The organism is Streptomyces vilmorinianum (genome assembly GCF_005517195.1).
Classification (GTDB): Bacteria; Actinomycetota; Actinomycetes; order Streptomycetales; family Streptomycetaceae; genus Streptomyces; species Streptomyces vilmorinianum.
This window is the reverse complement of sequence record NZ_CP040244.1, coordinates 2396799-2422015: the sequence shown is the minus strand read 5'-3', so window position 1 is coordinate 2422015 and position 25217 is coordinate 2396799. Positions and strand designations below refer to the sequence as shown.

At 71.8% G+C, this 25217-nt stretch carries 17 protein-coding genes and 1 pseudogene; 5 read left to right on the top strand and 13 right to left on the bottom strand.

What is annotated here, in order from left to right:
* Positions 1-135: 135 nt before the first annotated feature.
* A complete protein-coding gene (locus FDM97_RS11275) occupies positions 136-1119 on the top strand; it encodes a lytic polysaccharide monooxygenase (RefSeq protein ID WP_137990271.1) in 984 nt (327 codons plus the stop codon).
* 16 nt (positions 1120-1135) lie between these two features.
* Here FDM97_RS11275 and FDM97_RS11270 read toward each other — a convergent pair whose 3' ends face one another.
* The 3 genes from FDM97_RS11270 to FDM97_RS11260 all read right to left on the bottom strand — a co-directional run bounded on the left by FDM97_RS11270 (position 1136) and on the right by FDM97_RS11260 (position 6901).
* Complete coding sequence (locus tag FDM97_RS11270) at positions 1136-1996, bottom strand: esterase/lipase family protein (protein WP_137990270.1); 861 nt, start codon at positions 1994-1996, stop codon at positions 1136-1138.
* A 178-nt stretch (positions 1997-2174) separates the two neighbouring features.
* Positions 2175-3134: a DNA polymerase Y family protein gene (locus FDM97_RS11265; RefSeq protein ID WP_137990269.1), complete on the bottom strand. Its 960-nt coding sequence runs from the start codon at positions 3132-3134 to the stop codon at positions 2175-2177.
* Positions 3131-6901 (bottom strand): DNA polymerase III subunit alpha, encoded by a 3771-nt coding sequence (locus FDM97_RS11260; RefSeq protein WP_137990268.1) that lies wholly within the window; start codon positions 6899-6901, stop codon positions 3131-3133. The genes FDM97_RS11265 and FDM97_RS11260 overlap by 4 nt, the downstream gene beginning before the upstream one ends.
* Before the next feature lie 149 nt (positions 6902-7050).
* On the opposite strand from FDM97_RS11260, the gene FDM97_RS11255 reads away from it, so the two are divergent.
* Positions 7051-8094: a DUF3533 domain-containing protein gene (locus FDM97_RS11255; protein ID WP_137990267.1), complete on the top strand. Its 1044-nt coding sequence runs from the start codon at positions 7051-7053 to the stop codon at positions 8092-8094.
* A 45-nt stretch (positions 8095-8139) separates the two neighbouring features.
* Here the strand turns inward: FDM97_RS11255 and adhE are convergent, their stop codons facing one another.
* The 5 genes from adhE to FDM97_RS11230 all read right to left on the bottom strand — a co-directional run bounded on the left by adhE (position 8140) and on the right by FDM97_RS11230 (position 15295).
* Positions 8140-10767, bottom strand: a complete 2628-nt coding sequence (gene adhE / locus FDM97_RS11250; RefSeq protein WP_137990266.1) for a bifunctional acetaldehyde-CoA/alcohol dehydrogenase — start codon at positions 10765-10767, stop codon at positions 8140-8142.
* 233 nt (positions 10768-11000) lie between these two features.
* Positions 11001-11912 (bottom strand): S1 family peptidase, encoded by a 912-nt coding sequence (locus FDM97_RS11245; protein WP_137990265.1) that lies wholly within the window; start codon positions 11910-11912, stop codon positions 11001-11003.
* A gap of 176 nt (positions 11913-12088) precedes the next feature.
* On the bottom strand, positions 12089-12925 hold the full coding sequence (locus FDM97_RS11240) for a S1 family peptidase (protein WP_254705913.1): 837 nt from the start codon (positions 12923-12925) through the stop codon (positions 12089-12091).
* Between the two features lie 230 nt (positions 12926-13155).
* Positions 13156-13956, bottom strand: coding sequence for a DUF1684 domain-containing protein (locus FDM97_RS11235; RefSeq protein WP_137990263.1), 801 nt, complete (start codon positions 13954-13956; stop codon positions 13156-13158).
* Positions 13957-14047: 91 nt separating this feature from the next.
* On the bottom strand, positions 14048-15295 hold the full coding sequence (locus tag FDM97_RS11230) for a DUF5685 family protein (protein ID WP_137990262.1): 1248 nt from the start codon (positions 15293-15295) through the stop codon (positions 14048-14050).
* Positions 15296-15628: 333 nt separating this feature from the next.
* On the opposite strand from FDM97_RS11230, the gene FDM97_RS11225 reads away from it, so the two are divergent.
* On the top strand, positions 15629-16063 hold the full coding sequence (locus tag FDM97_RS11225; RefSeq protein WP_137990261.1) for a cell division protein SepF: 435 nt from the start codon (positions 15629-15631) through the stop codon (positions 16061-16063).
* A 28-nt stretch (positions 16064-16091) separates the two neighbouring features.
* Here the strand turns inward: FDM97_RS11225 and FDM97_RS11220 are convergent, their stop codons facing one another.
* Both FDM97_RS11220 and FDM97_RS11215 read right to left on the bottom strand, forming a co-directional pair.
* The gene (locus FDM97_RS11220) at positions 16092-17282 is read right to left on the bottom strand and encodes an acyl-CoA dehydrogenase family protein (RefSeq protein ID WP_137990260.1); all 1191 of its coding nucleotides are present in this window, start codon (positions 17280-17282) and stop codon (positions 16092-16094) included.
* Between the two features lie 46 nt (positions 17283-17328).
* The gene (locus FDM97_RS11215; RefSeq protein WP_137990259.1) at positions 17329-19017 is read right to left on the bottom strand and encodes an MFS transporter; all 1689 of its coding nucleotides are present in this window, start codon (positions 19015-19017) and stop codon (positions 17329-17331) included.
* Positions 19018-19423: 406 nt separating this feature from the next.
* On the opposite strand from FDM97_RS11215, the gene FDM97_RS11210 reads away from it, so the two are divergent.
* On the top strand, positions 19424-20443 hold the full coding sequence (locus FDM97_RS11210; RefSeq protein WP_137990258.1) for a phosphatase PAP2 family protein: 1020 nt from the start codon (positions 19424-19426) through the stop codon (positions 20441-20443).
* 88 nt (positions 20444-20531) lie between these two features.
* On the opposite strand, the gene FDM97_RS11205 is transcribed toward FDM97_RS11210, so the two are convergent.
* Positions 20532-20750 (bottom strand): proteinase inhibitor I78, encoded by a 219-nt coding sequence (locus tag FDM97_RS11205; RefSeq protein WP_137990257.1) that lies wholly within the window; start codon positions 20748-20750, stop codon positions 20532-20534.
* A 387-nt stretch (positions 20751-21137) separates the two neighbouring features.
* Here FDM97_RS11205 and ctaD point away from each other — a divergent pair, with 387 nt between their 5' ends.
* On the top strand, positions 21138-22832 hold the full coding sequence (ctaD, locus tag FDM97_RS11200) for an aa3-type cytochrome oxidase subunit I (protein WP_137990256.1): 1695 nt from the start codon (positions 21138-21140) through the stop codon (positions 22830-22832).
* Here ctaD and FDM97_RS11195 read toward each other — a convergent pair.
* Together FDM97_RS11195 and FDM97_RS11190 are read right to left on the bottom strand one after the other, a co-directional pair.
* Positions 22798-23817, bottom strand: a pseudogene (locus tag FDM97_RS11195) (helix-turn-helix transcriptional regulator); the annotation flags it as partial. The gene ctaD and the pseudogene FDM97_RS11195 overlap by 35 nt on opposite strands.
* A 63-nt stretch (positions 23818-23880) precedes the next feature.
* Entirely contained in the window at positions 23881-25158 is a 1278-nt protein-coding gene (locus FDM97_RS11190) for a glycosyltransferase family 4 protein (protein ID WP_137990255.1), read from the bottom strand.
* Positions 25159-25217 lie beyond the last annotated feature (59 nt).

Below are 25217 nucleotides of genomic sequence, written 5' to 3'. Positions count from 1 at the left end.
AGGCACCTCTTACCTCCGCCTTAACGGCATCCTAAGGATCGCCGTCTCCCCCTCTCCACCGGCTTTTTCGCGGCTTCCGGCGGCTAGCTTGCAGGGCAACCCCACGCATCCCCCCTCTCGAAGGAGTTGCCCACCATGACCGTTCGCCGCACGGCCGCCGCCGTTCTCACTCTCGGCATCGCGCCGCTCGCGCTCGCCGGGCTGACCGCCGCTCCGGCCGTCGCGCACGGGTCGATGACGGACCCGGTCAGCCGGGTGTCGGCCTGTTACGCGGAGGGGCCGGAGAGCCCGAAGTCCGCGGCGTGCAAGGCGGCGGTGGCGGCGAGCGGGGCGCAGGCGTTCTACGACTGGAACGCGGTGAACATCGCCGACGCCGCCGGCAAGCACCGTGAGCTGATCCCGGACGGCAAGCTGTGCAGCGCCGGGAACGACAAGTACCGCGGGCTCGACCTGGCGCGCGGCGACTGGCCGGCCAGCTCGCTGAACTCCGGTGCGCACACCTTCCGTTACAAGGGGACCGCGCCGCACAAGGGTTCCTTCGAGCTGTACGTCACCAAGGACGGCTACGACCCCTCGAAGCCGCTGAAGTGGTCGGACCTGGAGGAGAAGCCGTTCGCGACGGTGACCGACCCTCGGATGGAGAACGGCGACTACGTCTTCGACGGGACGGTGCCGAACAAGTCCGGCCGCCACCTGATCTACTCGATCTGGCAGCGCTCCGATTCCCCCGAGGCGTTCTACACCTGCTCCGACGTCGTCTTCGGGAAGGACAGCGCCGGTACGGCTCCGACGGCGTCCGCGCCGACCGACGAGGAGATCGAGGACGGGGAGGACAAGTCCTCCGTCGAGCACGGCGGGCACGGTGACGACGAGGCCGGGACCGGGGCGAAGGCGACGACCGCGCCCGCGTCCTCGGAGCCGCCCTCGCAGGAGCCCAACGAGCCCAACGCGCCCGTCGCCGCCGGCTCCGGCTCGGGCGAGAACCTCGCCGAGACCGGGGGCGACGCCGCGACCCCGTACATCGCGGTCGGCGGCGCCGCCGTCCTGGCCCTCGGTGCCTCCCTGCTCTTCGCGACGGTCCGCCGCAGGTCGGCGCCGGCGGGCCGGCACACCCGCTGACCCGTATCCCCTGACGTCAGCCGATCACTGACAGGCAGGTGGTCGGGGTCGCGTGGGCCGGGTCGAGCGCGTTGGCCACCTCGTGGAACGTGACCCGGTCCACCGTCCCGATCGCCACGTGCTCCGACAGGTCCAGCGCGCACTTGTCCTGGATGAGGACGTTGGTGACGTTGTCCCCGGAGAGGAAGCCCGAGGTGTACGGGGTGACCACCTCGTCGTACTTGGTCGCGATGACCGTGTACGTGACACCCGGCACGGTGTCGCCGCCCTCGTTGAGCTTGGTGATGAACGGGGAGCCTGCCACCTGGTCGGCGAGGCCCGGGGTCTTCTCGGTGACGAACTTCTCGACGCCGGGGAAGTACGGGAGCAGCTTGGTGAGGCCGAGGAGGGTCGTGCCGTGGTTGTCGGGGGCGATCCCGACGAGCGCGTTGACCTTCTCGGCCCCGCCGAGGAACTTGAGGTAGTAGCGCGGCATCATGCCGCCCTGCGAGTGCCCGACGAGGTCGGCCTCGGCCGCCCCGGTGGCCGCGAGGACCCGGTCCACGTACGCGTCGAGCTGCTCGGCCGACTTGTCGACCGGGCCGAGGCCGTGGAAGAAGGGCACGTTCGGCAGCTGGCCGTAGTCGAGCGAGTAGACGCAGTACCCGCGGTTGACCAGGTACGGCGCGAGGCCCAGCCAGTTGTCCCAGGAGTTGCCGAAGGTTCCGTGGACCAGGACGACGGGGCGCGGGTGGGCGGCGGAGGGCTTGCAGGAGAAGTCGTTCCAGCCCCGGCTGGGGGCGGTGGTGGCCTGGGCCGAAGCCATGGGGGCGAGGGTGGCGGCGGCGGTCAGCAGCAGGACCGAGAGTGCTCTGAGGAAGTGTTTCCAGGGCAGCATCGTGCGATCTCCTTGCGGCTCAAGGGAAATCTGTGACGAACGACGGCAGTAAGCCCTGCGGCCCGGACCACAAGTGGGGATGCTCTGCTCATGCCAAGCTACGCACGGGTAGCCTCGACAGGGAAGTTACGCGTCGGTAAAAAGTGACTTCTCGTCAATAAGGAGTAGCGGCCGAGCGTCAGGCCGCCAGGGAGCCCGGCACGATCGCCCCCGGACCGAACCTCGCCCGCGCCCGGTCCGCCACCGCCTCGAGCCGCCGGGCCTTCTCATCAGCCGGATCGAAGGTCAGCTGATGCGCGGCCCCCTCCGCGGCCCCGAGCCCCTCCGCGCGCAGCGCGATCCCCCGCACCCGGGCCCGCTGCAGCCCGAACGAGTCGTGGATCGTGTACGCGAGGGCGGTGAGCGCCGCCGAGTGCGCGGTCGGCTCGGGCAGCGTGCGGGTACGGGTGGTGGTGGACCGGTCCGCGTACCGCACGGTCACCGTCAGGGAACGGCACACCTGCTTCTCCGACCGCATCCGGGCGCCCAGCTCCTCGGCGAGCGAGAGCAGCGCCCTGCGGTGGACCGACGGGTCCAGCTCGTCACGGGGGAAGGAGCGTTCGGCCGCCGTCGAGCGGGAGACCGCGTTCGGTACGACCGGGGTGCGGTCGACACCCCGCGCCCGCTCCCCCAGCTCGCGCCCGGCCTTCGCGCCGACGAGCCGCTGGAGCACGGCGAGCGGCGCGTCCGCGACCCGGCCGATGGAGTCGAGTCCGTACGCGCACAGGGTACGGGCGGTGGTGCGGCCCACCCCGTCGAGCGCGGCGACCGGGCGGTCCCGCAGGAAGGCGGCCGCATCCTCGACGACCAGGGTGGCGCCGGGGCGGGCCTCGCGGGCCGCCATCCGGGCCAGCATCGGGTTCGGGCCGGCCCCGATGACGCAGTCGACGCCGTACAGGGCGAGCGCCCTGACCCGTATCACCGAGGCCAGCTCCGTCGGGCTCCAGCCGAAGTAGCGCAGCGCGCCCCGGACGTCGGCGAGCAGGGTGTCGGGCGGTGCGGCCTCGACGACCGGGGTGAACTCGCCGAGCAGGCCGAGCAGTTGTGGGAGAAGCGCCTCCCACATGGGCTCGAGGCGGAACCGTATACAGAGGATCATCCCGCGCTCCCCGGACTCTGGTGCCACAGCTTCCGCGGCGGGGTCGCCGCGCCTTCGCCGGCCGGCTTCAGGTCCGCCCAGGGGTTCATCTCGTATCCGGTCTCCATCGTGATCCGGCGGCCGCTGTCGCCGTTCCCTGCCGGCGTCGGCGTGGGCTCCGCGAGCCGCTCCCCCACCGCCTCCAGGCCGCCGGCCGCCCGCAGTTCGACCAGTTCGGCGAGGTTCCAGGCCGCGGACCCGACCACGCTGAGGCTGCGCGGTCCGCGCCGCTGCACGACACCGCGCACGAGCAGCAGCCAGGAGTGGAAGACGGTGTGCGCGCAGGCCTCGTGGGAGTCGTCGAAGAAGGCGAGGTCGACCAGGCCCGTGCCGTCGTCGAGCGTGGTGAAGATGACCCGCCTGCCCGAGCGGATCGGCGGGGTCTGGGTGGCCGCCTTGGCGCCCGCGACCAGGACGGTCCGCCCGTGCGGGGCCTCGCGCAGCCGCTTGGCGGAGACCACGCCGAGTTCGCGCAGGAAGGCATGGTGGTCGCCCATGAGGTGGCGCGAGGCGTCCATGCCGAGGACGCCCAGTTCGGCGCTGAGCCGCTCCGACTCGTCGAGGTCGGGCAGGCCGATGGGGGCGGTCTTCCTGCCCTGGGCGAGCGGGAGTTGACCGCCGTAGGAGGCGGCGCCTCGCTGGGTGCGGTGGAGTTCGGTCAAGTGGAGCAGCAGATCACGGCGGTTGGCGCCGAAGTCGTCCAACGCGCCGACCTGTGCGAGCCGTTCGGCCACCGGTTTGCGCGGTCTGGCCCGCTCCCAGAAGTCGAGCAGCGAGGCGTACGGCTGTCCGGCCTCGATCCGCGCGCTCTCCGCCTCGCTGATGCCGTGGACGTCGGCGAGGGCGAGGCGCAGGCCCCACCGCTCCGGCGGTCCGGACACCAGTTCGATTCGATGAGCGGCCGCGGACCGGTTCACATCCAGCGGCAGCACCGGCACCCCGCGCCGCCGTGCGTCCGCGAGCAGCAGTCGCTTCGGGTACATGCCGGGGTCGTGGGTGAGCAGCCCCGCGTAGAAGGCCGCCGGATGGTGGGCCTTGAGCCAGGCCGACTGGTACGTCGGTACGGCGAAGGCCACCGCGTGCGCCTTGCAGAAGCCGTACGAGCCGAAGGCCTCCACGATCTCCCAGGTACGGGCGACGACCTCGGGGTCGTACCCGCGCCGCTCCGCCTGCTGGGCGAACCAGACCTTGATCCGGCCCTGCGACTCGGGGTCCGAGAGCCCGCGCCGCGCCTGATCGGCCTCGCCCCGGCCGCAGCCGGTCATGATCCGCACGATCTCGATGATCTGCTCGTGGAAGACGACGACGCCGTACGTCTCCTTCAGCGGCCCCTCCAGGTCCGGGTGCGGGTAGCGGACGGGGGCCCGGCCGTGCCGGGCCTCGATGAACGGGCGGACCATGTCGGCGGCGACCGGTCCCGGCCGGAAGAGCGAGATGTCGACGACGAGGTCGTGGAAGGTGGCGGGCTGGAGGCGGCCGACCAGGTCGCGCTGGCCCGGCGACTCGATCTGGAAGCAGCCGAGGGTCTCGGTGGACCGGATCAGCCGGTACGTCTCCGGGTCGCCGGGCGGGATCGCGTCGATGTCCGGGCGCTCCCCCGTGGCCCGCTCGACCTCGGCGACCGCGTGGGCCATGGCCGACTGCATCCGCACGCCGAGGACGTCGAGCTTGAGCAGCCCGAGGTCCTCCACGTCCTCCTTGTCGAACTGGGACATGGGGAATCCCTCGCCGCTGGTGGGCACGACGGGGGTACGGGTGAGCAGCGAGGCGTCCGAGAGGAGCACCCCGCACGGGTGCATGGCGATCCCGCGCGGCAGCTTGTCGAGGGCTTCGACGAGCTCCCAGAGCTTCCCGAACCTCTCCCGCTCCCCCGCGAGTTCGCGGAGTTCCGGCAGCTCGTCGAGAGCGGCCCGGGCGTCGCGGGCCCGGATGTGCGGGAACGCCTTGGCGATCCGGTCGATCTCGGCCGGGTCCATGGACAGGGCGGCGCCCACGTCCCGTACCGCGTGGCGGACCCGGTAGGTCTCGGGCATGGCGACGGTGGCGACCCGCTCGGTGCCGAAGCGGCCGATGATCGCGCGGTAGACCTCCAGGCGGCGGGCGGACTCCACGTCGATGTCGATGTCGGGGAGGGCGGTGCGGTTCTTGGACAGGAAGCGCTCCATGAGCAGCCCGTGCTCGACCGGGTCGGCGTGCGCGATGCCGAGGAGGTGGTTGACGAGGGAGCCGGCGCCGGAGCCGCGCGCGGCGACCCTGATCCCCATGCCCCTCACGTCGTCGACGACCTGAGCGACCGTCAGGAAGTAGGTGGCGAAACCGTGGTGGGCGATGATGTCGAGCTCGCGGTGCATCCGGTCCCAGTAGTCGCGGCGCCGTTCGTACCCGCGCAGCACCATGCCCGCGGCGGCCCGGGAGGCCAGCACGCGCTGGGCGGTGCGGTGCTCGGCACCGACGAGGGACGGCTCGGGGAAGTGGGCGGAGCCCATGCCGAGGTCGTCCTGGGGGTCGACCAGGCAGTCGGCGGCGACCGCCAGGGTCTGGTCGAGCAGCCGGTGCGCGGCGTCCCGGCGGAAGCCCGCGGCCTCGACGATCCGCTCGGCGGCGGCCAGCATGTCGCCCCCGCCCTTGAGCCAGGCCTCGCCGCTGTCGAGCTCCTTGCGGGGGTCGATGGGGACGAGACGGCGGGCGGAGTCGAGGACGTCGGCGACGGGGCCCTGGCCGGGGTCGGCGTAGCGGACGGCGTTGCTGAGGACCGGGCGGACGCCCTGCTCGGCGGCGAAGCCGACGGTACGGGCGGCGAGCCGGAGCGAGCCGGGGCCGGTTCCGGAGCGGCCGTGGTGGACGGCCTCCAGGCGCAGGGCGTCGCCGTACCGCTCGCGCCAGGGGACGAGAAGGCGGGCGGCCCGGTCGGGGCGGCCGGCGGCGAGGGCCCGGCCGACGTCGGAGGCGGGGCCGAGCAGTACGGTCAGACCGTCGCCGTGGTTGGCGTCCCAGAGCAGCAGGGGCTGCTCGCCCCCTGGCGCGTGGGCGGCGCTGATCATCCGGCAGAGCGCGGCCCAGCCCTCCCGGGAGCGGGCGAGGAAAACGGCGCGGGGCGCGGACTCGTCGAAGAAGGCGCCGCCCCGGACGGGGACGCGCCGGGCGGAGGTCCCGGCCTGCCGCACGGGCCATCCGCCGGCCCGGCCCCGGGACGCGGCCCCGCCCATGCCGGAACCGACGCCCGACCCCGTACCGGCCCGCCCGGAACCGGTCGAGACCCGCGCCGCACCGGAACCGGCGGCCGACCACCCGGCGGCCTCTCGGCCACCGGGGCGACCGGAGCCGTCCGTACCCGAACCGTCCGCGCCCGAACCGTCCGCGCCGGAACCGGACGCGGCACGGCCGTCCGCGGCGAAGCCGCCCGGACCACCCGGACCACCCCGACCACCCGGGCCGTACCCCTCCGGGCCGCCACCGGTCCGGCCGGTGCCGGCCCGCCCGAAGCCGTGCGCGCCGCGCCCGCCCGGCACCGGCCCCTCGACCGCGAGGTCCACGCCGAACAGGGGGCGCACCCCCGCCTCCGCGCAGGCCTTCGCGAAGCGGACCACGCCCGCGACGGTGTCCCGGTCGGTGAGGGCGAGGGCGTCCATGCCCCGCTCGGCGGCGCGCTCGGCCAGCCGCTCGGGGTGCGAGGCGCCGTAGCGCAGGGAGAAGCCCGATGCGGTGTGCAGATGCGTGAAGCCCGGCATGCGCACCTCCCGCATCGAATTCGTACGTACGTTCCCACCCCCTCCTCTTCACCCTAGCTCATTTCGAACGTGCGTACGATACGCTGCGCGCTCATCCATTCGGACCCATCCCACCTGCGCAAACACCCCCCGCCCCGGAGCGTGGGGGCATGAGTCTCGTCGATGAACTGAAGAGTGCCGTCACCCCCCGAGCCGCCCTGCTCGTCGTCGGCGTCTTCGCCCTCCAGCTGCTGTTCATCGCCTCGTACGTCGGGGCACTGCACAACCCCACGCCCAAGGACGTGCCCTTCGGCGTGGTCGCGCCCCAGCAGGTCTCCGCCCGGCTCGTCGGGCGGCTGGAGAGCCTTCCGGGCGACCCGCTCGACCCGCGGGCGGTCACGGACGACGCCCAGGCCCGGCAGCAGATCCTGAACCGGGACATCGACGGCGCCCTGGTGGTGAACCCCGCCGGGACCACCGACACCCTGCTCGTCGCCTCCGGCGGCGGCACGGTGCTCTCCTCCGCCCTGCAGTCGCTCTTCACCGAGATCGAGGGCGCCGATCAGCGCACGATCAGGACCGTCGACGTCGCCCCCGCCTCGCAGCAGGACTTCGACGGCCTCTCCGCCTTCTACCTGGTCGTCGGCTGGTGCGTCGGCGGCTACATCTGCGCCGCGATCCTCGCCATCAGCGCCGGTTCCCGGCCCGCGAACCGTGAACGCGCGATCATCCGGCTCGGGGTGCTCGCGCTCTACTCGATCCTCGGCGGCCTCGGCGGCGCGGTGATCGTCGGCCCGATCCTGGGCGCCCTGCCGGGCAGCGTCGCGGCCCTGTGGGGGCTGGGGGCGCTGGTCGTCTTCGCGGTCGGGGCGGCGACCCTGGCCCTGCAGTCGCTCTTCGGCATCGTGGGCATCGGCCTGGCGATCCTGCTGATCGTGGTCGCGGGCAACCCGAGCGCGGGCGGCGCCTTCCCGCTGCCGATGCTGCCACCGTTCTGGCACGCGATCGGCCCCGCCCTGCCCCCGGGCGCCGGCACCTGGGCGGCGCGCTCGATCGCGTACTTCAAGGGCAACGACCTCACCGGATCGCTCCTGGTCCTCTCCGCCTGGGCGCTCGTCGGCACCGTGATCACGCTGGTCATGTCCTCGCTGAAGCGCGGACCGGAGTCCGAGCCGGTCGCCGACGAGGTCGACGAGGTGGGCGCCCCCGCGTAGGCCCTCCGACCCGCGGCGGGCCGGAGGGCCGGCGGCCGTGGGCGGCTACCTCCCGTAGTACGCCCGGGTCATCAGCTCCTTCATCTCCTCGATCATCGGCATCCGCGGGTTGGCGGGCGCGCACTGGTCGGCGTAGGCGTTCATCGCCTGCTGGTGAAGGGCCTCCATGAACGCCGTCTCGTCGACGCCCTCCTCCTGGAAGGAGGCCGGGATGCCGCACTTCGTCCGCAGGTCCTCGACGGCGCGGGCGTACGACTCCACGCCCTCCTCGGGGGTCGCGGCCGGCAGGCCCAGCATCCTGGCGATCTCCTGGAAGCGCTCCGGGGCCCGGTAGACCTCGGCCTTCGGCCACGGGGTGGCCTTGCCGCTGACCTGGCCGTTATGCCGGATGACGTGCGGCAGGAGCAGGGCGTTGGTGCGGCCGTGGGCGACGTGGAAGGTGTTGCCCAGGGTGTGCGCCATGGCGTGTACCAGGCCGAGGAAGGCGTTGGCGAAGGCCATCCCCGCCACGGTCGAGGCGTTGTGCATCTTCTCCCGCGCCTCCGGGTCGGACGCCCCGTCCACCACGCACCGCTCCAGGTTCTCGAAGATGAGCTTGATCGCCTGGAGGCAGAGCCCGTCGGTGTAGTCGTTGGCGTAGACGGAGACGTACGCCTCGGTGGCGTGGGTCAGGGCGTCGAAGCCGGAGTCGGCCGTGACCGTCGCCGGGAGCCGCATCGGCAGGACGGGGTCGACGATGGCGACGTTCGGGGTGAGCGCGTAGTCGGCGAGCGGATACTTCCGGGCGGCCTCCGGGTCGGAGATGACGGCGAAGGGGGTGACCTCGCTGCCGGTGCCCGAGGTGGTCGGGACCGCCACCAGCTGTGCCTTCTCGCCGAGACCGGGGAACCGGTAGGCGCGCTTGCGGATGTCGAAGAACTTCTCCTTCGTGTCCGCGAACTCGACCTCCGGGTGCTCGTACATCAGCCACATGATCTTGGCCGCGTCCATCACCGAGCCGCCGCCGAGGGCGATGATCGTGTCGGGTGCGAAGTCCCGCATCATCGCGGCGCCGGTCCGGACGGTCCGCAGCTCGGGGTTGGGCTCGACGTCGTCAATGACCTGGAGCACCACCGCCGAGGGCCTGCTCCCCAGGATGCCGGTGACCTTCTGTACGAAGCCGAGCCGGCCCATCGTCCTGTCGGTGACGATCGTGACCCGCTTCAGTCCCTCCATCTCTCCGAGGTGGCGCAGCGAGTTGCGCTCGAAGTAGATCTTCGGAGGGACCTTGAACCACTGCATGTTGGTGTTGCGCCGTCCGATCCGCTTGATGTTGATCAGGTTGACCGCGGTGACGTTGTCGGACACCGAGTTGTGTCCGTACGAGCCGCAGCCCAGGGTCAGGGAGGGCAGGAAGGCGTTGTAGACGTCGCCGATGCCGCCGAACGTCGACGGGGCGTTGACGATGACGCGGATCGCCTTGACGCGCCTGCCGAACTCCTCGGCGAGCTCCTCGTCCTCGGTGTGGACGGCCGCGCTGTGCCCGAGTCCGTGGAACTCGACCATCCTCGCGGAGAGTTCGAGGCCCTGCTCGGTGGAGTCGGCCTTGAGCACGGCCAGGATCGGGGAGAGCTTCTCCCGGGTGAGCGGCTCGCCCTCGCCGACCTCGGCGCACTCGGCGAGCAGGATCGTGGTGCCCTCGGGCACGTCGAACCCGGCCTGTTCCGCGATCCATCGGGCGGGCTTGCCGACGACGGCGGCGTTCAGCTCGGCGCCGCCGCAGCCGGTGGTGTGGGCCGTGATGCCGAAGACGTACTCCTCCAGCTTGGTCTTCTCCGCGGCGGTGACGACATACGCGCCGAGCCGCTCGAACTCGGCGACGCCCTGCTCGTACACCTCCTTGTCGAGGATGACGGCCTGCTCGGAGGCGCAGATCATGCCGTTGTCGAAGGCCTTGGAGAGCACGATGTCGTGGACGGCCCGCTGGAGCTTTCCGCTCTTCGTCACATACGCGGGGACGTTTCCGGCGCCGACGCCGAGGGCGGGCTTGCCGCAGGAGTAGGCGGCCTTGACCATCGCGTTGCCGCCGGTGGCGAGGATGGTGGAGACGCCCTCGTGGTGCATCAGGAGGCCGGTCGCCTCCATGGAGGGCTCCTCGATCCACTGGACGCAGTCCGCGGGCGCTCCGGCGGCGACGGCGGCGTCGCGCACGATCCGGGCGGCCTCGGCGGAGCACCTCTGCGCGGAGGGGTGGAAGGCGAAGACGATCGGGTTACGGGTCTTCAGGGCGATCAGCGCCTTGAAGACCGTGGTCGAGGTGGGGTTGGTGACGGGGGTCATCGCGCAGACGACACCGACGGGCTCGGCGATCTCGGTGATGCCGTTCAGCTCGTCGCGGCGGATCACTCCGGCGGTCCTGAGGCCGGCCATCGCGTTCGTGACGTGCTCGCAGGCGAAGAGGTTCTTGACGGCCTTGTCCTCGAAGAGTCCGCGCCCGGTCTCCTCCACCGCCAGCCGCGCCAGCTCGCCGTGCGCGCTCAGTGCCGCGAGCGAGGCCTTCCTGACGATGTGGTCGACCTGCTCCTGGTCGAAGGTCTCGAACCGGTCGAGCGCCACGAGAGCCCTCCGGACCAGGCCGTCCACCGTCTCCTCGACCTCGGCCTCCACGGCCTCCACGGCCTCCACGGCCTCCATGGCGGACACCCCTTCGTCGGTCCCTCTGCTCTGATGCCTCCATTCGACTCCTCGCGCGGGCGGAGGAGGGGCCGAGAAGGGCCCGACCCACTGGGCCGGAAGTCCCTTTGTGAACGCTTTGGGGCGTAGCCGCTCGACCGCGTGGAGCGGCGGACCGCGTCAGGTCCCCCGGGTGCGCACCCGGGGGACCTGATGTCGTCTGGTCGTCGTGCTGCGACAGGCGCCGTCTCCGGCTAGTACACGCTGACCCCGTAGCGGCTCAGCGCCTCGGTGACCGGCTGGAAGAAGGTCGTACCGCCGGTGGAGCAGTTTCCGCTGCCGCCGGAGGTGAGGCCGATGGCGCGGCTGCCGGAGTAGAGCGGGCCGCCGGAGTCGCCCGGCTCGGCGCACACGTTGGTGCGGATCATGCCGTAGACGATGTCGCCGCCACCGTAGTTGACCGTGGCGTTGAGACCGGTGACCGAGCCGCTGTGGGTGCCCGTGGTGGAGCCGCGACGGGTCACGGACATGCCGACCGTGGCGTTGGCGGCACTGGTGATGTCGACGCTGCCGACCGAGCCGGGCTTACTGACGGAGCTGTTGGTGTACCGGACGATGCCGTAGTCGTTGGTCGGGAAGCTCGATCCCGCGGTGGAGCCGAGCACGGTCGTCCGGGAGGAGTTGGAGTACCAGGTGCCGGCGCCGTCGGTGCAGTGCCCGGCGGTCAGGAAGTAGTAGTTGCCCGCGCTGTCACGGACGTTGAAGCCGAGGGAGCAGCGCCAGCTGGTCGCGTAGATGGCGTCGCCGCCGGAGATCAGCTTGTTGAACTTTCCGGGGGTGCGCTCGATGCGTATCGCCCCGGCGTTGGCGCCGGCCTGGCGCTTGATCTTGGCTATCTCCGCCTGCGACACGGTGGAGTCGGCGGTGACGACCAGGGTGTTGGTGGCCTGGTCGACGTGCCAGGCGGTGCCTGCCACATCGGCGGTCAGCACGGCGTCGCCCGCGGCGGAGAGCTGCGTCGCGCTGAAGGTCTGGTTGGTGTCGGCGTTGGCCGTGGGGACGGCGAGCGCCGCCGCGGCGACGAGGCCGGTGGTGACAGCGAGGAGACGGATCCGTCTCGTGGCACCGCTGCGGGGGGATGTGGGGGTGGTGCGCTTGATCCTCACTTTTCGTTCCTCCAAGGGGGAATCGGGGGCCCGTCGTGGGGTGGCGGACCCGTGAGGCGCGGCCGGGGGCCGGCGCTGTGGGGGAGTCTCGGGCCGCCCGGGGCCGCGCCGCAAGGGCCTGTTTTCGGCCGTTCGACGCTCAACTACCCGGGCGGCTCAAGGGAGATGAGAGGCGATCAGTAGATGCTGACCCGGTACTTGGCGAGGGCCTCGGGCACCGGCTGGTAGAAGGTCGTACCGCCGACGGAGCAGTTTCCGCTGCCGCCGGAGGTGAGGCCGAGGGCCTTGGTGCCGTCGTAGAGCGCGCCGCCGGAGTCGCCGGGCTCGGCGCAGACATTGGTCTGGATCATGCCGCGCACGGTGCCGCCGCCGGAGTAGTGGACGGTGGCGTTGAGGCCGGTGACGGTGCCGCTGCGGGTGCCGGTGGTGGAGCCGGAGCGCTTGACGGATTCGCCGACGTACGCGTCGGCTGCGGTGAAGCCGCCGGTGTGGGCGAGCGAGGCGTTGTCGTAACGGACCAGCGCGTAGTCGTTGCCGGGGAAGCTGGACCCGACGGTGGGGCCGATCAGCGTGGACTGGGCCGAGTTGGCGTACCAGGTCCTGACGACGTCGCCGCAGTGGCCGGCGGTCAGGAAGTAGTAGGCGCCCGCGCTGTCACGGACGTTGAAGCCGAGCGAGCAGCGGTAGCCGCTGCCGTAGATCGCGTCTCCCGGGCCGAGCAGTGGCGCGAAGACGCCGGGGGTGCGCTCGACGGTCAGCGCGTCCGCGTCGGCGCCCGCGGTCTTGCGGATCTTGGCGATGTCGGCGTCGGAGACGGTGGAGTCCGCGGTGACGACGACCCGGCCGGCGGCCCGGTCGACGTACCAGGCCGTGCCGCCGACGTCGGCCTTGAGGACGGCGGCGTCGGCGCGGGCGAGCTGGGCGGCTCCGGCGGGCGCGGGCACGGGGGCCGCGTGTGCGCCGGGAAGTGCGAGGGCGGTGACGGCCGCCAGGCCCGCCGCGACGGCGAGCATTCGGGTGCGCTTGATCCTCACTGGTCTCCTCACGTGTCTCCTTATGGGAAAGCGGAGGGGCCCGTGGATGCGGGCCCGTGAGGCGCCGTCAGGATGATGTGTCCCTGACATGCACCGCCTGAGATAGTGGCCCTCCGGAACCGGACACACAAGACCGCACACCGAAGGGGCGCCCGCGGCCTTTCGGTCGCGGGCGCCCCTCGTACGGCACCGGGAGGAGGACGCCCAGGTCAGCCCTCGGCCGGCCGCCGCTCCCCCGCGGGCACCGCCGTGTCGAGAGTGTTCCCCGGCGGCGGGAACGGGCAGATGAAGTGGTCCACGAAGGCGCACGGCGGCAGCAGCGCACGGTTGAAGTCGACCGTCACCGAGCCGTCCGCCGCCGGCGCGGGGGGCCGCAGGAAGCGGAAGCGGTAGCTGTCACGGCCGCTGGTGGCGTCCGCGAAGACCGCCCAGAGCGTGCCGTCGTCCTCCACCGCGACCTGGAGGGTGTGCTCGGCGCCGTGGAGCTCGAAGGAGAGCTCGCCGGCGAGCCCGAGCCCGCGCTCCTTCCCGTCGGCGTTCTCCACCCGGACGTGACGGGTCTCCTCGTAGGACCGGAAGGTGCCGGGCACAACCCAGCGCTCGTCGTACGGCGTGGCCTCGATGCCCCGGAAGGTGCGGCGCGCCTCGGACTCGGGGTCGAAGTCCCGTACCGCCCAGAGCCCTTCGCGGCGCAGCACGACGAGCCGCCGCCCGGCCGACTCGACCCGGGACTCGTGGATCGGGGCGTGGTCCGCGGTGAGCCGGACACTGCCGATCAGAGGCGTGCCGTCGACGGTGATCCCGTCCTCGGCACCCGCCGTCAGAACCACCTCGTCGCCGGCGTCCCGCCACTGCCCGGGAACGGCCGGAATCCGGCCTTCCGGGTAGTCGGAGAGCCAGTACGTGCCGGTGAGGGAGAGCGGGCCGTACGACGAGGAGACCGCGGCCGTGCGTTGCTCGTGCCAGTGCTGCCAGTCCTGCTGTGCGCTCTGCTGGGGATCCGTGCTCATGGTGTTCCACCTTTCCACACGGACCTTGGAAGCCCGGGGCGCGAGCGCGGCGTCGCGCCGGAGTCACTCCGTACGGAAGACCGACGGCCCGTCAGCAGTCGCACCCGCAGTCACAGTCGCCGCAGCAGCCCCCGTCCCCTTCTCCGCCGCCGCACCCGCTGCAGCAGTTGCTGCAGCAGTCACAGCAGTCGCAGCAACTGCCCACGTCGTTGCAGAGCCCTTCGCGGCGCTCCCGGCTCCATGGATCCTCGTGTCCGCAGCACAGCTGGCACGTGCAGGCCAAGCCCAGCCAGACCGCGCAGCCGGCGATCAGGCCACGGCGCCGGTTGGGCGGCTCGGGCGGCAGCGGGCCTCCCGGACCGCCGGGGCCGCCCGGCCCCGGGGCGTACGGGTTGCCCGGTACGGGACCGGGGGCGTACGGCCCCGGCTGGTACGGCCCCGGCTGGTGTGCGGCCTGCCGTCCGGCCGCGCCGTGCGCGCAGCTCGTCGTGCCGAACGCGCGGTCCACCGAGTTGCGCAGCTCGTGCGCGAGCAGCACGTGCGCCAGCCTGCCGTTCTCGAACTCCACGTCTCGCAGCGCCAGCCGGATCCCGTGCAGCGCGTCGTCCGCGAGCCGGCGCGCCTCCTCCGGCGAGGTCCCCGTCGCGGTGAGCGGGTTCCACGCGCCCGCCGCGGCGTCGGCCTCCCGGTCCTCCACGGCGTCCAGCAGATGCGCGAGCCGCCCGAAGAGCCGGCCGGCCTCGGCCAGCGGCTCCACGTTGCCCGGCCGCCCGGCCAGAACCGCGGTGTGGGCGAAGGCCGCCGCCGTCGCCGTCTCGGTGGGCTCGGTCACGGTCAGGAGAGGCGTGCCGGGGCCGGCGAGCTCCTCGATCCCGGTCTGCCGGTCCACCGCGTCCACCAGGACGGCGGTGTCGAAGCCGAGCTCGCGCCCGGTGCGCGCGCCCGCCCGGTCCCAGGACCTGGCGACCCGGCGGGCCGCCGCGGCGACCGGCCTGCGGGCCAACAGCCCGTCCCGGTCGGCGACGTGGTCGCGTATCTTCGCCGAGGCGAGCACCAGCGACACCGCCGCGGCGAGGCGCGCGCCCTCCCCCTGAGCGACCGGCGCGCTCTTCATCTGGCGCAGCGGACAGGGGCCCGCGGTCCGTCGCCCGCCCGCCACGGTCCCGGTCTGAGCCTCCGTCAGAACCGAGACGATCAGGCCGTCGTAGTTGGTGACCACCCGGGCGAGCTGGCCGTGGTCGGCCCGAAGTGCCAGACACAGGCCGCAGAGATGGGCCATCCACTCGGTCCTGAGGCCGTCGGTGAGCCGGTGCGTGCAGGGCCTGACGATTCCGAACAAAGAGACTCCCCCGTGAGTCGCGCGCGCGTGCGGCAGCGATTGCGGCAGGCATCGTACCGGGCCCGTCCGCCGCCCAGCCGTTCACCCGTACGCTCCGACCGTCACCCTTCCGGCCCGACTTTCATATTTTGAGTTGCACACTCCCCCGGACCTTCCGTCAGGCCCCGCATACCGCAAGATTCCTGACGAACAGCCAGAAAACAGGCCTCACGTTCTGCACCAGTACCGTCACGAAACCCGCGCGCGCCGACTATCCACTTGGCGCGCGATCCGCATCATGGACGACGATAGGGATTGCGGAACCACAAGTGACCGCGCTGAAAGGAGGCGTCCATGGGATCGGTGCGCAAGGCAAGTGCCTGGCTGGGACTCGTCGAGGACAACGACGAGCGTTACTACGACGACGAGTACGCCGAGGGTGCCGAGAGCGGCGACGCCTGGGTGACGGACCCGCGGGTCCGGGTGGCGTCCGACACGGCGCAGGAGCAGGGCCGCCGGATCGCGACGGTCTCCCCGGACGGCTTCCGGGACGCCCGGGGCATCGGCGAGCTCTTCCGGGACGGCGTCCCGGTCATCGTGAACCTCACGGCCATGGAGCCCTCCGACGCCAAGCGTGTGGTGGACTTCGCCGCCGGTCTCGCCTTCGGTCTGCGCGGATCGATCGAGCGGGTGGCGACCCGGGTCTTCCTGCTGACCCCCGCCGACACGCAGATCATCAGCGGGGAGCCCGCGGGCCGTTCGCAGGACGGTTTCTTCAACCAGAGCTGAGCAAGGCCGGCTCACCGCCCGACCGGGTCTACCGGAAGGCGTCCAGACCGGTGAGCGCCTTGCCCAGCACCAGCTGGTGCATCTCGACCGTCCCCTCGTAGGTGAGGACCGACTCGAGATTGGTGGCGTGCCGCATCACCGGGTACTCCAGCGAGATTCCGTTGGCACCGAGGATGGTGCGCGAGGTGCGGCAGATCTCGATCGCCTCCCGCACGTTGTTGAGCTTGCCGAAACTGACCTGCTCGGGCCGGAGCGTTCCGGCGTCGAGCCGCCGCCCGAGGTGGTGGGCGAGCAGGATCCCCTTGTGCAGCTCCACCGCCATGTCGGCGAGCTTGCCCTGGGTGAGCTGGAAGCCGCCGATCGGCTTGCCGAACTGCTCCCGGGTCTTCGCGTACGCGAGCGCCGCCTCGAACGAGGAGCGCGCGGCGCCCATCGCGCCCCAGACGATCCCGTAGCGCGCGTGGGAAAGACAGCTGAGCGGGCCCTTCAGGCCCCTGACCTCCGGCAGGACGGCGTCGGCCGGCAGCCGTACGTCGTCCATGACGAGCTCGCTGGTGACGCTGGCCCGCAGCGACCACTTGTGCCTGATCTCGGGGGCGGAGAAGCCCGGGACGTCCGTCGGCACCAGGAAGCCGCGCACCCCGTCGTCCGTCTGCGCCCAGACCACCGCGACACCGGCCACCGAGCCGTTGGTGATCCACATCTTGCGGCCGTTGAGGACCCAGTCGGCGCCGTCCCTCTTCGCGTACGTCCGCATGCCGGCCGGGTCGGAGCCGTGGTCGGGCTCGGTCAGGCCGAAGCAGCCGATGATCTCGCCCGCGGCCATGCCGGGCAGCCAGCGCTGCTTCTGCTCCTCGGAGCCGAACCTCCACATCGCGTACATGGCGAGCGAGCCCTGGACGGAGACGAGGGAGCGGATGCCCGAGTCCGCGGCCTCCAGCTCCAGGCAGGCGAGCCCGTACTGGACGGCGCTCGCGCCCGCGCAGCCGTATCCGGTGAGGGACATGCCGAGGGCGCCGAGCGAGCCGAGCTCCCGGGCCAGCTCGCGGATCCCGGGCAGCTCGCCGTTCTCGTACCACTCCGCGATGTGCGGCAGGACGTGGTCGGCGGCCCAGGTCCTGACGGTGTCACGGACGGCGAGGTCCTCGGGCGTGAGGAGGTCGTCGATGCCGAGGGGGTCGCCGGGGTCGAAGGGCGGGAGCTTCAGGGGTGCGGACATGCGGACCTCCGCGCTGGTGATCGGGAACCGGCGCCGACGTTACGGCTCAGTGTGCCGCGCGTCCAGAACCGGCCGGCTCGACCGGCTCGCGGGTGGCGGGCACCCGCACGGCCTCGCCGGACCGGGCGGGCCCGAAGCGCTCGGCGGCCTCGACGGACTCGGCGGACTCGGCGGACTCGGCCAGGTCCTCCGGATCCACCAGGCACTCCATCACCCGGGGCAGCCGCACCGCCATCAGCGCGCCGAGGAGCAGCAGGCCGGCGCTGACGAAGAGGGTGACGTGCAGGCCGTGCACGAAGGAGTGCCGGGCCGCGTGGTACAGCGCCGAGCCGGCCGCTCCGCCGAGCTGGTCGGCCACCTGGTACGCCTCGCCGAGCGAGTTCGCGGCGGCCCGGCTCGCGGCGTCCGGGACACCGGGGACCGCGGAGAGGCCGGGGGCGTACGCGGCGTTCATCACGCTGCCGAGCAGCGCGATGCCCATGCCGGCGCCGAGCTGGTACGAGGTCTCGCCGATGGCCGCCGCGCCGCCCGCGCTCTCCGGCGGGGCCTCGCTGAGCATCGACTCGTAGGCGGAGAAGAGGGTGGTCTGCAGCCCGAAGCCGAGCAGCACGAAGCCGAAGGTGAGCAGGAGCGGCCGGTCGTGCTGGCCCATGAGGACGAGCAGCAGCACGGCGGCGGCGGTGAGCACGAAGCCCCAGCCGACCATCCGGCGCGGGCCGATCCGGCGCAGCGTGTACGAGCCGGTGGCACCGGCGGCCATGGCCGCGAAGGTGAGCGGCAGCAGCCGGAGCCCGGTCTCCAGCGGGCTGAGCCCGAGGACGAGCTGGAGGTACTGGACCGCGATCAGCTCCAGGCCGACCAGGGCCAGCATGGCGAGCACGATGCAGCCGACGGAGGTGGTGAAGGCGGCCCGCGAGAACAGCCGCATGTCGATCAGGGGGTGCGCCCGTCGCTTCTGCCGCCGCACGAAGAGGATCAGCAGCGCCGCGCCGAGGAGCAGGGGCCCGCAGGTGGGGGCCGCGAGCAGGTTCTCGCCGGCGCCGACCCGCTTCACGCCGAGGACCACGCCGAGCACGCCGGCCGCGGCCATCAGCGCGCCGAGGACGTCCCAGGGGCCGTCGCCGCGGCCCTTGGACTCGGGGAGCAGCCAGCGGCCGAGCGGCAGGATCAGCGCCATCAGCGGGATGTTGATCAGGAAGACCGAGCCCCACCAGTAGTGCTCGACCAGGAAGCCGCCGAGCACCGGGCCGGTGGCCGCGCCCACCGCGGCGACCGCCGTCCAGATGCCGATGGCGGTGGCCCGCTCGCGCCGGTCGGGGAAGACCGCCCGGAGGATCGAGAGGGTGGCCGGCATGATCATCGCGCCACCGACGCCGAGCAGGGCGCGGGCCCCGATCAGGACCTCGGGGACGGTGGCGAGGGCGGCGACCGCGGAGGCGACGCCGAACAGCGCGTAACCGAGGAGGAGCACCCGCCGCCGTCCGACCCGGTCACCGAGCGTGCCGAAGAGGATCAGCAGCGAGGCACAGATCAGCGGGTAGGCGTCGACGATCCACAGCAGCGCGGTGGAGCTGGGTCGCAGGTCCTCGGTGAGCGAGGGGACGGCGACATGGAGCACGGTGGCGTCCAGGGCGACCAGCAGGAGGCTGACGCACAGGACGACGAGGACGACCCAGCGGTTGGATCCGCCGGCGGCGGCGCGGAGCCGTGCTCCGGCCGTGATCGTCCGCTGCATGTACGTACCTCCCGTTGAATCCCTCGCGCTCGGTGGGCGCCGGCCGGGGCTCGGGTCCTCGGGGCGGCCCGGCATCGACGGGCGAGTGAGCCGTCAGCGTACGCGAGTTCCCGCCCCGAGCGCGTGGTGCAGCTCTCACCCCGACGGGCCGCCGGGTGTGGCGTACGCCACTCCACCCGCACCGCGCGTCGCATGGAATTCCATACGCACAACCGTTTGAAGCATTTCCCCGGAGCTCAAACAGACTTCCGGAAGGTCGCCCGACGGCAATAGGGCGCAAGGTCATCGGATTCTCAGACAGACGCCAGGAATAAACACCGGGTTGAGACCCACTCCACATCACATCGTCATCACGAAGACACCGGATCGACCAAGGTCGCTACTCACTCCCTGTAACGTCGATTGGGTGCGTACCGACATCTTTGCCCGGCTGGACCGGGAGCCGGAACCGCCGAAGATAGAGGTCCCGGGGATGACCCGCACGCGTCTCGCCCTCTTCGGCGGGACGCTGGCGTTCTATCTCGCCATCGTCGTGGCCGTGCTGCTCTCGACCTGGCTGGTGACCCTCGACTGGAAGATCATGCTCTTCCGGCCCTATCAGCAGTGGCCGGAGCTGCACGCCTTCCTCGACTACTACGTCGTCCTCGGCCAGCGCGGTCCGACGGCCGTGATGGTGGCGGCCTGGCTGGGCTGGCGCTCCTGGCGCCAGCACACCCTGCGGCCGCTGCTGTCACTCGGCGCCGCGCTGCTCCTGCTCAATGTCACGGTCGGCTCGGTCAAGCTCGGACTCGGCCGTCTCGGTCCCCACTACGCGACGCAGATCGGCTCGGCCGAGCTCTTCGCGGGCGGCGATATATTCCCGTCAGGACACACCGCCAACGCGGTCGTGACCTGGGGCATCCTGGCCTATCTGGCGACCACGCCGAGGGCCCGGCGCTATCTGTCGGCCCTCTCGGCCGTGGTCGCGCTCGGCGTCGGCCTCACCACCGTCTACCTCGGTACGCACTGGCTGAGCGATGTGCTGCTCGGCTGGGCCGCGGGGCTCCTGATCCTGCTCGCGCTGCCCTGGTGCGAGCCGGTGATCGCCCGCGTGGAGGCCGTGATCCTCAGCCTGCGCGACCGGCTGCGCGAGCAGCTCCGGGCCCGCCGCCGGCTGGTGCCCTCGCTGCCCGTCGCGACCGGTGGGCCGCGCCCGGCGCTGTTCCCGCCGCATCCGGCGGGTGTCGAGGAGCCGGTCCGGGAGACCGTGGGAGCCAGGGGAGGGCGTGCCACCGCCGTGCGCGGCGAGGGCCGGATCGCCTCACCGCTCGCCTCGCCGCGGCCGCACACCGCGCACGCGGGGCACGCCCCGCACTCGGTGCGTACGCCGGTGACGCCTGCCGGCAGCCGTCGCCCGCCGCACTCGCGGCCCCTCACGGGCGGCTGAGCACCCCCGCCACGACCGCATGACGAAGGGCCCCGGCGTCCGAGGACAAGGACGCCGGGGCCCTTCGTACGCTCCGGCCCGCCGGCTCCTAGCCGAGCCAGCAGCGGGTGACGGTGCCGCCCGTCACCTCGAAGTTGATGCGCCCCTCCAGGTACTCCATCGTGATGATCGAGCCGGGTGGCAGGGACCGTACGACGCTCCAGCCGCGGTCCCGGGCGAGCTGTTCGGCGCGGCCCGCGGCGAGCCCCACATAGGACTCCGGGGCGGCGTCGTCGGGCGGTACGGAAGAGCTCGGCTTCGGTGTCATGGGCTTCACGTTAGGCGGCACCGGACGGTGACGGAAGCGCTGAGCGGCGAGATCTCCCAGCAAGCGCATGTACCCCACCGGTCACGCTTGTGTCACAGGTTCTCGACATATGTTTGACACGAACACCGTCACCCGTAAGGGCAGTTTCCGGCCGGTTCTTCAGCAATTCCCGGCCCTCACCGGCAGTTCTCACCACAGCCTCCGGAATTCCGTTCCGAGCCCTGGCCAGGGGAATTGAAGGGGCGGGACAGGGCCGACCGGTATTCACGATTCCTCCGCACGACGTGCACACGTTCGGCCGACCGGGCGAGCCCGCCGATCCGCCTCCCGTGTCCCGACGCCCCGGGCGCGCATCATGTCCGGACGATCGGACCACCGGAGGCATCGATGGGCACCGACACCGCGCACGCGGCCGTCGAATCAGCACCGGAACGGCATGGGCGGGTCCTGATCGACTGGATCACCACCACCGACCACAAGAAGATCGGGCACCTCTACCTGGTCACGTCGTTCCTCTTCTTCCTGGTCGCCGGGCTCATGGCGATGCTGATGCGGGCCGAGCTGGCCCGTCCCGGGCTGCAGCTGATCGACAACCAGCAGTTCAACCAGGCGTTCACGCTGCACGGCACGATCATGCTGCTGCTCTTCGCGACGCCGACCTTCGCCGGCTTCGCCAACGAGCTGGTGCCGCTCCAGATCGGCTCCCCCGACGTCGCCTTCCCGCGGCTGAACATGTTCTCGTACTGGCTGTTCCTCTTCGGCGGCCTGATGGTGCTCGCATCCCTTGCCGTGCCGAGCGGGCCCGCCGCCTTCGGCTGGACCGCCTACGCCCCGCTCAACAGCCTGGAACGCATGCCCGGCGTCGGCGCCGACCTGTGGATCATGGGACTCGCGCTCTCCGGCTTCGGCACGATCCTCGCCTCGGTGAACTTCCTGGCGACGATCATCGCGATGCGGGCGCCGGGCATGACGATGTTCCGCTTGCCGATCTTCACCTGGAACATCCTGTTCACCACGGTCCTGGTCCTGATGGCGTTCCCGGTCCTGGCCGCGGCGCTGCTCGTCCTGGAGGCGGACCGGCGGCTCGGCGCCGTGATCTTCGAGCCCGAGAACGGCGGGGCGCTGCTGTGGCAGCACCTCTTCTGGTTCTTCGGCCACCCCGAGGTCTACATCATCGCCCTGCCGTTCTTCGGCATCATCACCGAGATCATCCCGGTCTTCTCCCGCAAGCCCATCTTCGGCTACACGACCCTGGTCGCCGCCACCATGGCGATCACCGGACTCTCGATGGTGGTGTGGGCGCACCACATGTTCGTCACGGGCGCGGTGCTGCTGCCGTTCTTCTCCATGCTGTCGTTCCTCATCGCCGTGCCGACCGGCGTGAAGTTCTTCAACTGGACCGGCACGATGCTCAAGGGCTCGCTCTCCTTCGAGACCCCCATGCTGTGGGCGGTCGGCTTCCTGGTGTCCTTCCTGCTCGGCGGACTGACCGGGGTCATCCTGGCCTCGCCGCCCATGGACTTCCATGTCAACGACTCGTACTTCGTCGTCGCCCACTTCCACTACACGGTCTTCGGCACGGTCGTCTTCGCGATGTTCGCCGGCTTCTACTTCTGGTGGCCCAAGTTCACCGGCAAGCTGCTCGACGAACGCCTCGGAAAGATCCACTTCTGGACGCTGTTCGTGGGCTTCCACATCACGTTCCTGGTGCAGCACTGGCTCGGCGCGGAGGGCATGCCCCGCCGGTACTCCGACTATCTCTCCGCCGACGGCTTCACCACGCTGAACACGATCTCCTCCATCGGCTCGTTCCTGCTCGGCGCCTCCACGCTGCCGTTCCTGTACAACGTCTGGCGCACCGCCAGATACGGGACGAAGGTCGAGGTGGACGACCCGTGGGGGTACGGCCGCTCGCTGGAGTGGGCCACGTCCTGCCCGCCGCCCCGGCACAACTTCGAGGCCGTCCCGAAGATCCGCTCCGAGTCCCCCGCCTTCGATCTGCACCACCCGGAGTTCGCGGCCTACGAGCGGATGCGGCTCACCGCGCCGAGCGGTCCACGGCGCGGGAAAGCCGGTCCCTGAGCGAGCGGATCCATTCGTCGAGCTCGCTCGGGGCGACGACCTCGAACTCGAAGCCCGGCATCAGCACATGGATGACGAGGACCTCCAGACTGGCCGCGCCCGCGCGCAGCAGGCAGGCGCTGTCACCGTCCGCCTCCAGGACGCCGTCCATCGGTCCGACGGACCGGGCGGCATCGGCGAGCGGACATGGAGCCGGATCGTCGCCTCGGACGCGTAGGCCGCCATCGAGACGCCTTTCGAGACAACGGCCAGATCCTCGGCGGGCGGTCCGCGGGGCGGGAAGCGGGGGCCGTGGGGCGGTCCCGGGTCGATCCGGTCGACCCGGAACGTACGCCGGCCCGAACGGTCCACGTCCCAGGCGACCAGGTACCAGCGGCGCTCCGTGCACACCAGCCGATGCGGCTCGACGGTGAGCGAAGCGAGATGGGGGTCCCCCCGGCCGGAGGCTGGGGGAGGGTCGTGGCGCCGCCGTGGTCGCGGTACTCGAAGCGGAGCCGCTCGCTGTCCCGGCAGGCATTCGCGAGCTCGGTCAGGACGGCGGGGTCGACCCGCGCCTGCGGGGCGCGCGGCATCGGCACGGTGAAGGCGTTGAGGGTGCTCACCCGGCGCCGCAGCCTGGCCGGCAGCACCTGCTCCAGCTTGGCCAGGGCGCGTACGGAGGTCTCGCCGATGCCCTCGATGCCCTGGCCGGCGGCCGTGCGCAGCCCGACCGCGACGGCGACCGCCTCCTCGTCGTCAAGCAGCAGCGGCGGCAGCTCGGCACCGGCGCCGAGCTGGTACCCGCCGCCGGTGCCGGGGCTGGCGTTGACGGGATAGCCGAGCTCACGCAGCCGGTCGACGTCCCGCCGCACGGTCCGCGGCGTGCCCCCCAGCCTCCCCCAGCCTCCGGCCGGGGGACCCCCATCTCGCTTCGCTCACCGGACCACTCGCGATGGGCCTGCAGCAGCGAGAGCAGGCGCAGCAGTCGTGCGGAGGTCTCCGACATGGGGCCGAGTCTGCCAGCCGTCGAGGACAGCTACGGTCCTCGACCGCCTCCTGAACGGAGTGCTCAGCGGAACCGGCGGACGAGGACTCCGATGCGGCGCTTCAGTTCGTACACCGCGTCGACGAGGGTGCCGACCGCTCGGTGCAGGGTGCCGCGGACGCGGCCGTGGGTGCGCCCGCTCGTGCCCCGGGCGACGAGCTCGCTCCAGATCTCCTCGTGGCGGGCGGCGATCGGGACCGGGTCGAAGCGTTCGGAGGCCGAGAGCGCGGCGCGCGCGGTCTTGGCGCGCAGCTCGTCGTCCTCGACGAGTTCGAGCAGGGCGCGGGCGACCGCGGACGCGTCGTCGACCGGCACGAGACGGCCGTCGACGCCGTCCTCGATGATCTCGCGGGGGCCGTGCGGGCAGTCGGTGGAGACGACCGGCAGCCCGCACCGCATCGCCTCGACGATGGTCATGCCGAAGGACTCGCGCCGCGAGGTGACGGCGGCGATCGAGCCCTTCGCCCACTCCGGCTCCATCGGGTTGGCCGTGCCCATCAGGAAGACGTTCTCGCCGAGACCGAGCCTCTCGATCTGCCGGGCGAGCGACTGCCTCAGGTTGCCGAAGGCGTCGCCCTCACCGTAGATCCGCAGCTTCCAGTCCGGGCGGGCCGCGGCCACCTCGGCGAAGGCGTCGACCAGCACGTCGTACCGCTTGACCGGGGTCAGCCGCCCGGCCGCGACGACGATCTTCGAGGCGGGGTCGGCGGGCGGGACGCTCGGCGCGGGCACGCTGTTGGGCACCGCGTCGATCCGCACGCCGGGCAGCCTCAGCCTCGTCCGGTACGAACGGGCGTCGGCCTCGGTGACGGTGGTGACGGCGTCCAGGAGGGCGTACTGGTGGGCGATCTCGCGGCGCAGCCGGTAGGTGTGGCCGTCCAGGATCAGGTGCTCCTGGCCGACCAGGACCGGCCCGCGCCGGGTCTGCTTGGCGAGGTGGACGTTGAGCCCGGGACGGGTGGCGACCACCACGTCGGCGGTGACGCTCGCGAGATGCTCGCCGATGCGGGCGTCGGTGAGCGCGCTGTACTGCTTCCACCGGCCGTCGCCCCGCGGGAAGACCCGGGCCGGCCGGGAGATGTCGGGGTGCTCGCCGTCGTAGCCGGGGCTGTCCTTCCGCAGATCGACGAGATGACGCAGGGTCACACCGGTGGGAATGTCCAGGATCGGCTCGTCACGGTGCCGGAAGACGGAGACGATCTCGACCTCGTGACGCTCCGCCAGTACCTGGGCCAGGGTGAACGTCGTCCGGATGGTTCCGCCGATGTGGTAGGCGTTGTGGAGCAGAAAGGAGATGCGCATCGGGCTGCCGGTTCCCCCCGGTGAAGTGGTCGGACGGTGGTGACTGTACTGCCCTGCGC